The following is a 15,804-nucleotide window of genomic DNA, read 5'->3' as shown; positions in this document are numbered from 1 at the left end:
TGAAAATAGATTAGTGTTTAGTTGTCTAGTTGTGTTTAAAACAAAAAAACACTAAAAAATTTTTTAAAACGTGAAAATCTAGTGAAAAATAGACCTCTCTTAAACACACTCTTCTATCTATTGTCCAATCAAACTCTACTAAATTACATAGAATAAAATAACACAATTCGAAAGGGGATTCCTATGCCAAAACATAGAAAACAGAACAAAAGAAAGATTTATAGAATAACAAGCTATAAAAAAGACAAGCGTTCTGAATTAGACTCTGACAAATTTGAACTAGAACAAGAGGAAATAGAAAATAAGCAAGACAAAAAAGAGCAATCGGAACCTATAATAGAAACAAACTCATATAACTTAGATATATGGGATGAAATTTCGCTAACAGAAATACAAGCTAGCGAACATACAAATTTATTTGCAGAACAAAGTAATTATCAAAATATTACTTTGTTACAAGTTAGCGATGTCCGTTTATATTTGGACAAGCAACTACAATTTAGTTCCGTCGATGAGCAAATTTATCATGAAGCACTCGTTCATCCGATTATGTCAAAAGTAATTGATCCAAAGCGTGTTCTCATATTAGGTGGTGGCGATGGTCTTGCCTTACGAGAGGTTTTGAAATATGAAACTGTGCTACATGTGGACCTTGTTGATTTAGACGAGGCAATGATTAATATGGCACGTACTGTGCCGGAGATAGTTTCCTTAAATCAAAGTGCATTTTTTGATAGTCGTGTAAATGTGCACGTATGTGATGCGAAAGAGTTTCTAAATTCTCCTTCATCCTTATACGATGTCATTATTATTGATTTTCCAGATCCAGCAACAGAGTTGTTAAGTACTTTATATACAAGTGAATTATTCACTCGTATAGCTACATTCTTAACAGAAGACGGAGCATTCGTCTGCCAATCTAATTCTCCTGCTGATGCACCTCTTGTTTATTGGAGTATTGGTAATACAATTGAACATGCTGGATTGACTGTGAAAAGTTATCATACGATCGTTCCTTCTTTCGGAACTGACTGGGGATTTCATATTGCTGCTAACTCTGCCTATATACTCGATCAAATTGAGCAATTATATATTGTGCCAACTCCTCGAACATTACCTTCTCTTCTTGCTCCTTTGTTTCAATTTAAAGAAGAACATTTAGAACATCGTAACCAAGATCTTGTAAATTCAGAATCGAACCTTATCCTACACGAATGTTACAAAAAGGAAATGGAGTTTTGACGATATTATAGTGAGGAGTGCTACCTTATGGAATACTCTACTTTCGGCAAGCATATAATAGTAGATTTATGGGGAGTAGACTTTTCTCTATTAGATGATGTTCACTTTTTAGAATATCATTTAGTTGCCGCTGCAAATTGTTCTGGTGCCCATGTTTTAAACGTAAGTGCAAAAGAATTCGATCCGCATGGTGTTACTATTTTAGTTTTACTATCTGAAAGCCACCTTTCTATTCACACTTATCCAGAAAAAAACTTTGCAGCCATCGACTGTTACACGTGCGGTACGACCGTTGAACCACAAATAGCGATTGATTACATCGTGAGTATATTAAAACCAAATGAGATGAATATAAAAAACTAATTCGTGGTATAGGGGAGATTGTTACTACCGATTAAATATCAACCTTACTCATTTATAAAAAGGAGGATTGTAAATACCATCAGTGGAACAAGCATTCCACTGATGGTACCGACACATACATAAAAAAACCTTGCATACGCAAGGTTCATTCCGATACTGACATCTTCCTATATAATTCTACAAATTCACTCGCTAATTCCTTCACCGTAATTGCATTCATTAAATGATCTTGCGCGTGCACCATCAGAAGGGTAACTTCGGTCTTTTCACCACCAGCTTCTTTCTGTATGAGCTCCGTTTGTACACGGTGCGCCTCTTTTAATTCCTCTAACGCTTCTTGTAATTTCGCTTCTGCTTCTGTAAATTCTCCACGCTTTGCGCAATCAATTGCTTCCATTGAACAACTTCGTGCATTTCCCCCATGCAAAATTAAGTGAAAAGCCTTCGTTTCTATCGTATCCATTTTAGTTCTTTACTCCCCCTTTTCTTCCGCCAACTTTTGTTTATCCCATATTTTTAAGAACGGTAAATAAATGAAGAATGCTAGTGCAAAGTTAACGAGTTGCAAAATAACACCTGAAATTTTTCCGCCTGATCCCAAATATCCACTAAACAGAATCGGTGTCGTCCAAGGTACAGCAGCTCCGCTCGGACGGGCAACTAGCCCCCATTCCATCGCAAAGTAAGAAACAATCGTTAATACAACCGGAACTACTATAAATGGAATTAGTAACAGTGGGTTCATGACAATTGGCATACCGAAAGTTACCATTTCATTAATATTGAAAATACCAGGTGCAATCGACAATCGACCTATACTTTTTAATTGCTGACTTCGCGCAAATAATAACATTCCGACAACTAAAGCTAGTGTTGCACCTGAACCGCCCATATAAATCCACAAATCAAAAAACTGTGCAGTAATCGTATTCGGTACATCTTGACCCGCTTGAAAAGCAACTCGGTTTTGATCCATTAACGATAACCAAATTGGGCTCATTACACCACCAACAATTGCAGCACCATGAATTCCGCACGCCCAAAGAACATGAACAATGATAACTGCAATTACTGCCCCCCAAAGACTAGCTCCCAGTATACTAAGCGGCTCTTGCAACAACTTCCCTACAACATTATGAATACTACCAAAAGTCGTATGTTCAAAGATTAATCTAATGATCCAAACAACTGTCACAACAATAAATCCCGGAATAAGTGCTGCAAATGAACGCGTTACTGCTGGTGGAACTGTCTCAGGCATCTTTATAATCATCTTTTTCTGCACAATAAATCGATATATTTCAGTAGATATAATTGCAATAATCATCGCTACAAATAAACCTTGGCTTCCCATTAATGCCGCTGGAATTACTCCATCTACTAGTATACTTTCTTTCGTACCCGGAACAATATATGCAACTTGAAAGGGAGTTGCAAGTAAAAATGTCACAAGCGACAACGCCCCAGATGCTAAAGCATCCACTTTATAATATTCCCCAAGCCTGTAAGCGATTCCAAAAACAGCTATTAAAGCCATTATATTAAAAGTTGCACTAACTGGATACCCCAAGGCCCTCTGCCAATTCTCCCCAAACAAACCTGCCATAAAATCATTATACCCTGGTATTGGTAGCGCACTAATGATAAGGAAAAATGATCCAATAATTAAGAAAGGCATCGTCAAAATAATTCCATCACGAATTGCTTGCAAATGCCTCTGCTCTGCAACCTTTCCCGCTACTGGCATTACATATTTCTCTAAAAACCGTATCATCTATCCCACTCTCCTCATGGTTTCATTGACAAAGCTGCTTGTAAGATAGCTTCTCCATTACAAAGCCCGTAATGGACAGATTGAATGACATCAACAGGTACTCCCTTCTCCTTACATAACTCTTTCATTTTCGGTAATAAATAACGTACTTGCGGTCCAAGTAAAAGCACATCAGCTTCATCTATGTGACTATTTACTTCAGAACCTGAGACTGCCCAAATCTTTACCTCTATCCCTTTTGCCTCTGCTGCTTTCTCCATTTTAGTAACAATCAAACTGGAAGACATTCCCGCTGCACAGCAAAGTAAAATATTCATCCCTTTTCCCTCCCCCTTTTTCCAAACCTAAATTACGGCGCATCCTTGCCACCACTAGGTTACAAATATATATGTCTAGATTGCCTGCTGTATGCCGAGCTTAAAAACAAAAATTTCTCGGTTTTCACGCTATTCCATCTATCATTATTCTCCTAGTAAAGAGGGCTCTAACTCGCTATAATAATTCAGTATGATTTTTTTAATTGATAGGAGGATATATTTATGAAGGCATATCGCTTTCCACTTATTTTATTATCTTCTATCCTAATTGGTGGTTTCATTGGTTATTTCATGGGTGCCGATGCAGTTGCTTTAAAGCCGCTTGGTGACATTTTCTTAAACTTAATGTTTACGATTGTTGTACCTTTAGTGTTCTTTAGCATCGCGTCATCTATTGCTAATATGGATGGATTAAAACGTTTCGGTAAAATTATGTCTAGTATGGCTGGGACTTTCTTATTTACAAGTATTTTAGCTGCTATTTTTATGATTATTGTCGTGAAAGTATTCCCGCCAGCACAAGGTGTTGTATTGGAACTAACGCAGCCTGATAAAGCTGAAAAAGCAGTTAGTGTTGCAGATCAAATCGTTGGTATTATAACAGTATCTGACTTCTCGAAGTTACTATCTCGTGAAAATATGTTAGCTCTTATTTTCTTCTCTATTTTAATGGGGGTTGCAACTTCAGCAGTTGGTGAAAAAGGAAAACCATTCGCTACATTCTTACAAGCTGGTGCAGAAATTTCAATGAAAGTTGTATCTTTCATTATGTACTACGCTCCAATCGGACTTGCTGCTTACTTCGCGGCATTAGTTGGTGAATTCGGACCACAACTTCTTGGAACTTACTTCCGAGCAGCAATGGTATACTATCCAGCGTCTCTAATTTATTTCTTTGTATTCTTCACGTTCTATGCATACCTTGCAGGTCGCAAACAAGGTGTACAAGTATTTTGGAAGAACATGGTATCCCCTACAGTTACATCACTTGCAACTTGTAGTAGTGCTGCTAGTATTCCAGCGAACTTGGAAGCAACGAAGAAAATGGGTATCTCTTCTGACGTTCGTGAAACAGTTGTCCTTCTCGGATCTACACTTCATAAAGACGGATCTGTTTTAGGTGGCGTACTAAAAATTGCTTTCTTATTCGGTATTTTCAACATGGAATTCGAAGGACCGAAAACATTAGCAATCGCACTTGTTGTTTCTCTATTAGTAGGAACAGTAATGGGCGCTATTCCAGGCGGCGGTATGATTGGTGAAATGTTAATCGTTTCTCTATACGGCTTCCCGCCAGAAGCATTGCCAATTATCGCAGCAATTAGTACAATCATTGATCCTCCTGCAACAGTGTTAAACGTAACAGCAGATAACGCTTGTGCCGTAATGACAGCTCGCCTTGTAGAAGGTAAGAACTGGATCAAAAACAAATTTGCTTAATAAATAGAAAGAGGATGCTCGTTTTGAGCATCCTCTTTTTGTCGTTATTTGTTGATAAGTCGATATCCCTTGTCGAAACGTCGATATATTGAAAAAATCGTTGATATATTTGAAGTTATGAACGATATATCCGAAAAATCGTCGATATAATCTATTCCGCCACAAATTTGTTATAATCTTCACAAATATTCCACACCCATCATCCATTCTCCGTACTATAATCATGTATGGAAAAGGAGATGGACATGATGACTCAAAGCGCACCAGAATTTAAAGTTTTGCAAAGCATTGCATTTCTTGCTGTCGTTTTGCAAAGTTCCTTATTATATACAATGAATCAAGGAAATGTCTTACTTGAGCAATCCCTCATTATGGGCATGCTATTCAACCTTGCAAAGTTTTCAGCACCTGCATTCATATTTATCGTCGGCTTTCACTTAATTCGGCAATATACGAAGCAACTAGCCTACACAGAATATATTTATGAAAAATCCGCACATTTACTCATTCCTTATTTCTTCTGGTCTATTCTTTACTTATTAACAACAAACGATATGATTACACTACAAAGTGGTATAAAAAGTTTATTACTCGGAACAGCTGCACCCCATCTTTGGTACGTGATTATGATGTTCCAAATTCACTTATTGTTCCCTTTACTATGTACACTATTTTATTGGTTTCAAAAACGAACTGAAAATAAAAAAGACATATATAAATATATGACCATCTTTGCTTCTCTATATTTCCTCTTAATGTGGTATTCTTCTCACTACATTTTTAATGGAGAGAAATTGACTAGCTCAACCATTTTACATTATACAGATCGTTCCTTCTTGTTCTACTCATTCTATTTCGTCATGGGAGGAATCGCTGCTGTCGCATTAAAAACGTGGCGTACATTTGTCATGAAACATATCCCGCTTATCACAATATTATTTTTCATCTTATTTTTATTCATCAATTATGAGTTATTTAGTTTTTACGGAGCAAACTCTATTCATTTAACCGTTTCGACTTATTTAAAACCGTCTATGTTTTTATATATCGTATGCGAAATCATTATACTTTACGTGCTGTCTATTACAATCGTACAGCGACGCGGTTTCTTATATAAAGCTTTACGATTTATCGGGAATTACACGTACGGTGCTTATTTAGCTCATTTTTTCTTCTTGCAACTATGTACAAAATTTCTTTCTTTATTCACACTGCAAGAAAACACAATATTATATAGCCTATTATTATTTACAATAACGGCCACAATCTCAATTTCAGCAATGGTCATTTGCAGTACACTACCATTTCATACGTGGATTACAGGACCTTCTCCTACGAAAAATGTGAAATGGGCTAAGATTGTACTTCGGAAAAATCACGAAAAGGTATTCAAACCATATCTTTGATATAATAGAATTCCAGACAAGAAAAGAAAGTAGGACACACCTATGATTAATCAAATTGGACAAATTATGTTATATGTAAATAATCAAGATGAAGCAGTACAATTTTGGACTGAGACAGTAGGATTCCAAATTATCGCGGAAGAAAATAACGGACAAGGCTTTCGCTGGATTGAAATTGCACCAACGAAAGAAGGAGGCACAAGCATCGTCCTTCACGATAAAGCGTTAATTGCAAAGATGCAACCTGAATTAAACTTAAATACGCCTTCACTTATGTTCTTCTCTAATAACTTAGATCAACTGTATAAAGATCTTTCTGAGAAAAACGTTACAGTTGGGCAAGTTGTAGATTTACCTACAGGTAGAGCATTCAACTTTGCTGATAATGAAAACAATTACTTTGCGGTAATGCAACGCAAGTAAAAAAGAAGCTATCCGAAAAAAACGGATAGCTTCTTTTTTTAAGAAACTTGTTCTGCATTCGTTTCCTTATGTTGTATATGACTCGTGATCCAAGCAATTCCGCCAGCAACAACGAGATAGCATAACAATATTAAAATTTGTATTTGTAATTGAGACCAATCTCCTAAAGAAATCACATCTTGTAGCCCTCTAAGAGAATGGGACATTGGAAGAAATTGTCCAATTTTGCTAAGAACAGCTATATTTAATTCTCCTGGGAAAGTCCCCCCGCTCGTCGCTAATTGCAAGACGAGAAGCGTTACCGCTAAGAATTTCCCAACAAGACCAAATACCGTTACTAACATAAGAATAAACGTCATGAACGTAAAGGAAATAACGATACTTGATAAAACAAAGAGTGGCACACTTGCAACTTCTAAGTTCATAACTCCTAGCACAACCACATCTACTAGTAATGCTTGAATCAATCCAATTACATATACCAATCCTAGTTTATTAATAAAATGTACCGTTCCGCTTACCTTCATATTTTGTCTACGGCCAAGTGGTAAAATATTCGATGCCATAATTCCGCCAACATAAAATGCAAGTGATAAGAAATATGGTGCAATACCTGAACCGTAATTAGGTACATCAGAAACTGTCGACTTCACTAATTGAACTGGCTCTGAGAACATCGTATTGCGTGCATCATCATTGCGAACATCCGCTATCTTCTCTGCACCCTCTCCCAATTTCGTAGAAAGTTCTTCCGCGCCATCGTCAAGTTTAACAAGTCCGTTCGTTAACTGATCAGCACCATGATTTAGCTCTGTTCCGCCACTCGCAAGGTGATTTACCCCTTCTTGTAATGATGTAAATCCACTTCCCCACTTCGTAAATCCATTAGCTAAATTCGCAGCACCATCTGCGATCTTTTTCGTTCCAGTAGTAGCTTCATTTAACTTAACTCCAAATGTATTCATACCTTCTTCAACCTTATGCTGACCATCCGCAAGCTTCTGCGCACCTTGTGTCAATTGTTGTTGGCTATTATTTAAAGTGTTTGTTGCTTTAGCTAATCCATTAGAAGTAGCAATGATTTTTTGAAAAGCAGGATCTTGCTGCACTTCTGGATGACTTTTCACGTACTCTTCTAGTTGTTGTTTTACACTATTCGCTGCATTGTCCGCCTTCACTTGCCCTTCAGTAAGCTTCTCACTTCCATTCATCCATTCATTTGTACCAGCACTTAATTCACTAACCCCTGATTGTAAAGTTTTTTCACCTTGTGCTAATAATTCCATACCACTATGAAGTGAGGTCGCTCCTTGACTCAGCTCGTTTGCCCCACCAGTTAAGGCTGATTGGCTATCAGCAAGTTTTTCACTTCCCTCTTTCACTTTTGATGTCCCGTCACTTAAACGATGAATACCATCTGCAAGCTGATTTGCCCCGTTTCTTGCATCTGTCGTTCCTTCATGTAACTTCTCAGCACCATTACTTGCATCACTCAACCCTTGTGCTAAGTCTTGAAACTTTGAAAAGACACCTTCTGTATAAGATTTCGTAATACTATTTGAAATTTTTGTTTTCATATTTTCAACAGCTGTCGTTCCAATTTGAGCTGCTACAAAATTTTTACCCGGATTCACTTTGTACTGAAGTTGTGCTGGCTCTGGTTTCTCATCCATAAGTGTGCTTACCTTTTTAGAGAAATCCTTTGGAATCGTAACAACCATATAATACTTATCTTCTTTTAACCCTTCATCCGCATTTTTTTCTGATACGAAATGAAAAGCTAGTTCCTTATTCTCTTTTAAATTCCTTACAAAATCGTCTCCTGCATGAATTGTTTTTTCATCCATCACAGCACCCTTATCTAAATTTACAATCGCAACAGGTAATTTATCTAATCTTCCATACGGATCCCAATATCCAGCTAAAAAGAATCCTGAATAAATTAAAGGAACGATTAATAAAAAAATTAAGGCGATACGTCCATGTTTATGGTGCCACATCGCTTTCCAATCTTTAAATATAAGTTGAATTCCATTCATGAAACATACTCCTTCTCCTAATTTAACACCATTAGAATGGTTTAACAGATTTACTATACACGCCACTTTCCATACTGTATAATACATCTTTAATTATCAATCCATTCCTTTTGGTCTATAGAAAGGAGAATCAAAATGGAACTTCTTCAACTAAAATACTTTCGGACAGTCGCACGATTAGAACATATGACAAAAGCCGCTGAAGAATTGCATATCGCACAACCTTCGCTCAGCAAAACAATCGCTAGATTAGAAAAGGACTTAGGCGTCCCGTTATTTGATCGCCAAGGTCGACAGATTACATTAAACTCTTTTGGAAAAGTATTTTTAAAACGAGTAGAGCGCATTTTCCATGAATTAAGTGAAGGTGAACGAGAAATTAAAGATTTAGCTGAATTACAACAAAGCTCTATTACACTGGCAGTTTCTATTCCAAGAATATTACCAGAACTACTCGGTTCTTTTTTACTAGAGCATCCTAACGTTCGCTTCCAACAATTTCTCGCATCTACTCCTTCTATGAAGCGACAACTAGATAATATAGAAATTGACTTTTGCATTTCTTCTGTGCCCATTGAAGGCGAGGAAATTATGTGGGAACCACTTATTACAGAAGAAATTTTCTTAGTCGTCCCTTCAGGTCATCGTTTATCAGGACGTGAAAGCATCCATCTGCATGAGGTAAAAGATGAACCATTTATTAGTATGAACACTGGTTACGGATTTCGGCACTTAACAGATGAATTTTGCAAGGAAGCTGGTTTCACTCCACATATCGCTTTTGAAGTAGATGAACCAACCGTGATTAGCGACCTCATTAAGCAAGGTCTCGGCATCGCCTTTGTCCCAAGTTTAACTTTATTAAAAAACTCTACTTTAGCATTAAATAAGTTACGTATTATTGAACCAAATTGCGAGCGAACTATCGGCTTAAGTTGGTCAAAGAAACGCTACTTATCGAAAACTGCTCAGCAATTCCGTAAGTTTGTGATTGAATACTTCTCTAATATTAAGGTGTAAAATTATATCAATAAATAACGACACAAATAGAAGGTGCTACCCCAAAAGGGGATAGCACCTTCTATTTTTTATTCTTCTCCAATTCTATTTCCGCTAAAAGTGGCAATACGTTATCAAAAATATGCGTATTATTATTTTCACCTGTTACGTATCCGCCGTAATATCTACTAAATACATTATCATTTCGGAATGTGACCATATGATCATATAATTCCTTTGCAAACTTTGTATCACCTGTTTGTAGTACGTACAAGATCGTTAGTCCGTAAGCAGCTGGCGATTCATAATTCACAGTTTGTTTTCCCGTTTCTAAATTGTAACGACCGTATAGCTTTCCATCCTCCTGGAACTTCTTCTTTATAAATTCCAAATAAGCATCTGATGAAAGGCCACCTAAACTTCGATGATATGCCACGTATGATTGGTCAATAAGATTCACTTCTTTATCGTACGTAAATGTACCATCTTCTTTATACTCTTTTGGGAATGCCCAGCCATGCCTTGGATAATCCGCTAAAAATTGAACGACTTCCTGATATTGCTGTGCAGAAACTTTGCCGTACTTCTTCATATACGAGAATGCGTGCGGATTTAAGTATGATGTAGTTGCGAAATTATTTTGTTTCCCTGCATCTGCATCATAATAATCAACGTAATAATTATCTTTCTTATTATAACGAATTACAGCGTCACTCAATTGATCTGCTAAGTTTTTATAACGCTCCTCCTTATACATCTCATAAGCACGATATAATTGTTCTATAATACGAAGATCATCTATAAGTGCATTTGTAGCTGACTGCATTTCTCCCTTTTCAGAAATTTTCCATATAACGATTTGATCCTTATGTACAAAGCTATTTTGAATAACTTTAACTTGTTCATCGAATAACGCTTGATCGTCTTTATCGAGTGTATATTGTAGCCAGAGTCCTGCTGATTCCGATAAAGCTTCACGACCTTTCGCTTCACCCTTACCTGCCTTTGTATCCGCTAAACGATATGTGGCAAGTGTCCCATTTTCATTCACCATATGTCTTAAAATAAAATGTTCTGTACGGTTTCCTTGTATAGCCGCCCAAAATACAATGCCACCTAAAGCAATTAAGAGAATAACTCCAATCCCTATATATAAACGTTTCCGCAATCTTTTCACCTCCCCATTAAGACTAACCTTAATTTTACCAGAACATACATGAATGTAAAAAAGACAATCTATTAGATTGTCTCCCGTGCCTCTATCCCTCACAAGCCTCTTTAGAAGGTCTATATAGCGATGCTACAAGTCGATCATATTCACGACGCGTAATCTCTTTATTATACAGCTTCAATAATAAATCTCTATGCTCTTTTGAAAATGCCATCTTTTTAATGACTTCAGGATACATAAAACATCCTCTCCATTTCACATAAACTTCTTCACCTCTAAAACAGAACTTATGTTCGCATAAAAGATTATAAAATATTCCTCACTAAAAAACAAACAAAATATTATTAAACATTAACTTCTTTTTATTTAGAATATTCAATCAACATATTACCATATCCACTTTTTAAATACATATATATTTTTGGTAGTTTTTTTGAATAAATCTTCCAATTCAATCAGAAAATAATGGCAAAAAAAGAAGAGGAGTTTACATATGGATACGGTAACATTAGCAAGAGCATTTTTTGGTTCTTCATTAGCATTCCACATTATCTTTGCAACACTTGGCGTGGGACTTTCATTGATGATTTTTATAAGTGAAATACTCTATCACTGGAAGAAAGATTCCGATTATGCCATTATGGCGAAAAGATGGACGAAGGCGTTTGCCATCCTTCTCGGTGTAGCAATTCCAACTGGAACAATTGTTGGTGTGCAAATCTCACTTCTTTGGCCTGGTTTTGCCAAAATTGTTGGGCAGGTTATTTCTGTTCCCTTTCAAATTGAGATTTTCGCTTTCTTTTTAGAGGCTTTGTTCATGTCCATTTATGTATATGCAGCTGATAAACTACCTCCATTTATGAGATTAATCTCGCTATTCTTCGTCATGATTGGTGCCACGGCATCTGCCGTGCTTATTACATCAGCAAATACATGGATGAATACACCCGCAGGCTTTTCAATGGGGCCAGATGGATCAGTTTTTAACGTTGATCCGTGGAAAGCTTTCTTTAATCCGAGTTTTGGCACAAGCGCATTCCACGTTGTGATTACAGCCTATACAACTGGAGCTGCCGTCATTGCCTCTATCGCTGGATTTAAATTATTAAAGAAGAATTTAAGTAAACGTGAAGTGGCATATCATAAAAAGGGACTACTGTTAGGACTCGTCGTGACATTTATTACAGGTGCTACGATGTGGCTTTCCGGACACGAATCGGCGATTGCCTTACATAAGCATTCCCCTGAAAAACTTGCATCTGCTGAAGCTTTATTTGAAACGACATCACATGCACCGTTATCAATTGGCGGAGTTGTAGATCCTAACACGCTTGAACTAAACTATGCACTAGAAATTCCGAACATGCTTAGCCTACTAGTGGGACTCGACCCTAGCACCGTCGTAAAAGGACTCAAGGAATTCCCACAAGAAACATGGCCACCATTTTATACACATACACTATTCAACTTAATGGTCGGCACCGCTGCCTTTACTTTTGCAGTTGCGGCAATCGCCCTCTTATATTGGTACTTTGTTTACCGAAAAAAAGGAACAGAATTACCGAAGTGGCTTCTTTGGGGAGCTGCTGCATGTGGACCAATTATGATGCTCGGTATTGAATTCGGATGGATTTTCAGCTGTAGTGGTCGTCAACCTTGGACCATTTATGGTATGCAACGTACAGTCGACGCTTCTACACGCGCTGATTTTGTCGGTCCTTTATTTATTCTATTCATTATTTTATATATTGGACTCGGTATTTTAACAGTTTTTGTACTACGGACATTCTTTAAGAAACATCCGCTTACAAATGATTTACATCACGAAGGAGGCGATTCTCGTGCATGAGGAAAGTATTGCAATCATCATCTTATGGGCTCTTATTTTCGTATACAGTATATTAGGGTCCATCGATTTTGGAGCAGGTTTTTGGGGCATGGTATACGCAAAACATCCAACGCTCGCTGCCAAGCTTGCCAATCGGTACTTATCACCAACCTGGGAAGTAACAAATACATTTCTCGTCTTTGTCGTTGTCGCTTTTCTCGGCTTCTTTCCGAAAGCTGCTTTCACCCTTGCGACAGTGATGTTCGTGCCAGTTATGTTAATTTTAATACTCATTGCAATTCGTAGTACGTTCATGGTATTTGCCTACTCTCTGCCAAAGTATCAATTCCTTCTTCGGGTGATTTCAGGTATTACTGGGCTCTTAATTCCAGCCTTATTAATTACCGTTTTACCCGTTACAGAGGGGGCTTATATTACAATGTCTGAAGGAAAAGAAGTACTTCTGTATGGAAAACTTCTTTCTAGCCCGGTTATCTACTGCTATATGCTCTTCGGGCTAACTTCGGAACTATTTCTCTCCTCTCTCTTTCTTGCTGATTTTGCGAGAGAGCAAGGTTCAGAAGATTCGTATAGAATTTATAGAAGAAACGCCATCATCCTTGGTCCTGCAACACTCGTTACCGCGATTATCGCCCTCGTTGTAATGGATCCGGAAACGCACTGGCTTATGCAAGGACTCATAAAGCAATTCCCATGGTTTACAGTTTCTATCGTTTTATTCGTTATCGGGTACTCTTCTCTTTGGTGGACAAACAAGAAGTATGGCACACTAGGATATCCTCGCATCGCCGTTTTAGCAGTCGTCGCTCAATATGCATTTGCAAGTTACGCTTACGGTGTCGCGCATTTACCGTATATTATTTATCCTGATGTAACTGTATTTACAAGTTTTACAACGACAGAAACATTCTATGCATTGCTTATCCTATACGCAATTGGAATCGCAATTTTACTACCAGGATTTATTTTCTTCTGGAATTTATTCTTGAAGGATCGAACTTTTTTGAAGGAAAAATAATATAGCCTCGGAGTCTGTTCCAAAAGGCATTTTGGGATGGGCTCCTTTTGTCATGTTTTGTCGATAAGTCGATATATTTTAAAAATCGCTGATATATTTTGCGTTGCGCCAATATATCTCCATAATCACCCATATAAATTTCATTTTCTGTCTTATCGCCCCATTAATTTATAGACTCATCTCACAATAGTTATTTCACTATCCGTGACACTTGTCCTTTCACTTGAAAAACACATATTCACTTTATTCTATTATACGTCTAGTTCTTCCTATTTTTTGCTGAATATACTACCAATACAAACTTGAGACAAGCTACATTTGTTCAAGGGAACATAGAAAGGTAGGCAAAATATGAGCATTGAAATATGGATTACTATTATTGTATTCTTCTTAACGATGATTGTTATCTTTTGGCGACCTCGTGGTTTAAATGAGGCGTGGCCGGCAGCAATTGGCGCTGGCATTATCCTGATTACTGGACTTGTATCAAAACCAGACGTCATGGACATTATTAGTAAAATTGGCGGTGCCTCCATAACAATATTAGCGACCATCGTTATGGCGGTTATATTAGAAAGTTTCGGCTTCTTCCACTGGTCCGCAGCAAAACTTGCGAATTTAGCAAAAGGCTCCGGTCGCCGCTTATACTGGTACATTCAATTACTCTGTTTTCTTATGACTCTTTTATTCAATAACGACGGTAGTATTTTAATTACAACACCAATCCTAATTTTACTACTGAGAAATCTTAAATTAAAACCTCATCAACAAATCCCTTATTTATTAAGCGGTGCTTTAATCGCCACTGCCTCTAGTGCACCAATTGGTGTAAGTAATATCGTAAACTTAATCGCATTAAATATCGTTCATATGACTCTTTATATGCACACAGCAATGATGTTTGTACCAGCAACATTAGGACTACTATTTATGTCATGGCTTATGTATACAGTTTTAAAGAAAAAGCTACCAGAAAGATTACCTGTTTCTTCATATGATATTGAAGAAATTTTCTTCACGAAAAACTTCCATCCGTTAAAAGGAAAAAATTCTGTTGATACGAAACAAAAACGTACAAAATTTATGTTAAAAGTATTAGGCTTCGTCTTCCTTATGCGCTGTCTTCTATTCGTGGCATCCTTCTTATCGATTCCAATCGAAATTGTTGCTGTACTCGGTTCACTCACTCTTCTCATCTGGAGATGGTACTACTTACGAACAAACCCTGTCGATATTTTGAAAAAGACACCGTGGCACATTTTAATTTTCGCATTCTCTATGTACGTCATTATTTACGGGCTTCACAACGCAGGATTAACAGCGGCGCTTGTAAATTGGCTTGAACCAGTTGTAAGTCAACATCTACTCTATGCTAGCTTTGCAATGGGTGGACTCGTCTCCCTCCTCTCTAACGTCTTCAATAACCATCCTGCACTTATGATTGGTACAATCACATTAACAGAAATGGGACTAGACCCAGTCACATTAAAAACTATCTACCTCGCAAACATTATTGGTAGTGACATCGGTTCACTATTATTACCAATCGGTACACTAGCTTCCCTCATTTGGATGTATATCCTGAAACAAAACAAAATTAAAGTAAAATGGAAAGACTATTTAAGTGTATCCCTTATCGTTATCCCTCTCACAACAGTCGTCACATTATTCCTCTTATACTACTGGGTACACCTCTTCTTCGCCTTATAAAGTGAAACTTTAATCAGCCCTCACCAATCGGACTTTTATGAGCAGCCCGACCC

The 15,804-nt window shown here is 37.3% G+C and carries 14 protein-coding genes and 1 pseudogene; 9 read left to right on the top strand and 6 right to left on the bottom strand.

The window, feature by feature from the left end; genetic code table 11:
- Positions 1–183: 183 nt before the first annotated feature.
- Positions 184–1,242: a polyamine aminopropyltransferase gene (locus MR115_RS08515; protein WP_242240849.1), complete on the top strand. Its 1,059-nt coding sequence runs from the start codon at positions 184–186 to the stop codon at positions 1,240–1,242.
- A gap of 27 nt (positions 1,243–1,269) precedes the next feature.
- Positions 1,270–1,640: pseudogene (gene speD / locus MR115_RS08510) on the top strand (adenosylmethionine decarboxylase).
- 110 nt (positions 1,641–1,750) lie between these two features.
- Here the strand turns inward: speD and MR115_RS08505 are convergent.
- The 3 genes from MR115_RS08505 to MR115_RS08495 are packed head-to-tail and all read right to left on the bottom strand — an operon-like array spanning position 1,751 to position 3,696.
- On the bottom strand, positions 1,751–2,068 hold the full coding sequence (locus MR115_RS08505) for a PTS sugar transporter subunit IIA (protein WP_000379646.1): 318 nt from the start codon (positions 2,066–2,068) through the stop codon (positions 1,751–1,753).
- Positions 2,069–2,077: 9 nt separating this feature from the next.
- Entirely contained in the window at positions 2,078–3,379 is a 1,302-nt protein-coding gene (gene celB, locus MR115_RS08500) for a PTS cellobiose transporter subunit IIC (protein WP_061679348.1), read from the bottom strand.
- Positions 3,380–3,393: 14 nt separating this feature from the next.
- Positions 3,394–3,696, bottom strand: a complete 303-nt coding sequence (locus MR115_RS08495; protein ID WP_048563423.1) for a PTS sugar transporter subunit IIB — start codon at positions 3,694–3,696, stop codon at positions 3,394–3,396.
- Between the two features lie 222 nt (positions 3,697–3,918).
- Here MR115_RS08495 and MR115_RS08490 point away from each other — a divergent pair, with 222 nt between their 5' ends.
- From MR115_RS08490 to MR115_RS08480, 3 genes are all read left to right on the top strand, one after another.
- The gene (locus tag MR115_RS08490; RefSeq protein ID WP_061679350.1) at positions 3,919–5,136 is read left to right on the top strand and encodes a dicarboxylate/amino acid:cation symporter; all 1,218 of its coding nucleotides are present in this window, start codon (positions 3,919–3,921) and stop codon (positions 5,134–5,136) included.
- Positions 5,137–5,384: 248 nt separating this feature from the next.
- Positions 5,385–6,542, top strand: a complete 1,158-nt coding sequence (locus MR115_RS08485) for an acyltransferase (protein ID WP_242240945.1) — start codon at positions 5,385–5,387, stop codon at positions 6,540–6,542.
- Between the two features lie 42 nt (positions 6,543–6,584).
- Positions 6,585–6,965 (top strand): VOC family protein, encoded by a 381-nt coding sequence (locus tag MR115_RS08480; protein ID WP_000609849.1) that lies wholly within the window; start codon positions 6,585–6,587, stop codon positions 6,963–6,965.
- 38 nt (positions 6,966–7,003) lie between these two features.
- Here the strand turns inward: MR115_RS08480 and MR115_RS08475 are convergent, their stop codons facing one another.
- Positions 7,004–9,004 carry a YhgE/Pip family protein gene (locus MR115_RS08475; RefSeq protein ID WP_242240847.1) on the bottom strand — a complete coding sequence of 667 codons (2,001 nt, stop codon included), beginning with the start codon at positions 9,002–9,004 and terminating at the stop codon, positions 7,004–7,006.
- Between the two features lie 135 nt (positions 9,005–9,139).
- On the opposite strand from MR115_RS08475, the gene MR115_RS08470 reads away from it, so the two are divergent.
- A complete protein-coding gene (locus tag MR115_RS08470; RefSeq protein ID WP_242240845.1) occupies positions 9,140–10,024 on the top strand; it encodes a LysR family transcriptional regulator in 885 nt (294 codons plus the stop codon).
- 61 nt (positions 10,025–10,085) lie between these two features.
- On the opposite strand, the gene MR115_RS08465 is transcribed toward MR115_RS08470, so the two are convergent.
- Together MR115_RS08465 and MR115_RS08460 are read right to left on the bottom strand one after the other, a co-directional pair.
- Entirely contained in the window at positions 10,086–11,171 is a 1,086-nt protein-coding gene (locus MR115_RS08465; RefSeq protein ID WP_242240842.1) for a transcriptional regulator, read from the bottom strand.
- 91 nt (positions 11,172–11,262) lie between these two features.
- Entirely contained in the window at positions 11,263–11,412 is a 150-nt protein-coding gene (locus MR115_RS08460; RefSeq protein ID WP_000283173.1) for a hypothetical protein, read from the bottom strand.
- 255 nt (positions 11,413–11,667) lie between these two features.
- On the opposite strand from MR115_RS08460, the gene cydA reads away from it, so the two are divergent.
- From cydA to MR115_RS08445, 3 genes are all read left to right on the top strand, one after another.
- The gene (cydA, locus tag MR115_RS08455) at positions 11,668–13,023 is read left to right on the top strand and encodes a cytochrome ubiquinol oxidase subunit I (protein WP_061679355.1); all 1,356 of its coding nucleotides are present in this window, start codon (positions 11,668–11,670) and stop codon (positions 13,021–13,023) included.
- Positions 13,016–14,041 (top strand): cytochrome d ubiquinol oxidase subunit II, encoded by a 1,026-nt coding sequence (locus MR115_RS08450; protein ID WP_000544166.1) that lies wholly within the window; start codon positions 13,016–13,018, stop codon positions 14,039–14,041. The genes cydA and MR115_RS08450 overlap by 8 nt, the downstream gene beginning before the upstream one ends.
- 351 nt (positions 14,042–14,392) lie before the next feature.
- The gene (locus tag MR115_RS08445; protein WP_097817015.1) at positions 14,393–15,751 is read left to right on the top strand and encodes an arsenic transporter; all 1,359 of its coding nucleotides are present in this window, start codon (positions 14,393–14,395) and stop codon (positions 15,749–15,751) included.
- The last annotated feature ends 53 nt before the right edge of the window (positions 15,752–15,804 follow it).

This window comes from Bacillus cereus group sp. BfR-BA-01309, from assembly GCF_022664315.1.
Taxonomy (GTDB): Bacteria; Bacillota; Bacilli; order Bacillales; family Bacillaceae_G; genus Bacillus_A; species Bacillus_A mobilis.
The sequence above is the reverse complement of the archived record's forward strand: the minus strand, read 5'-3'. Positions and strand labels throughout refer to the sequence as shown.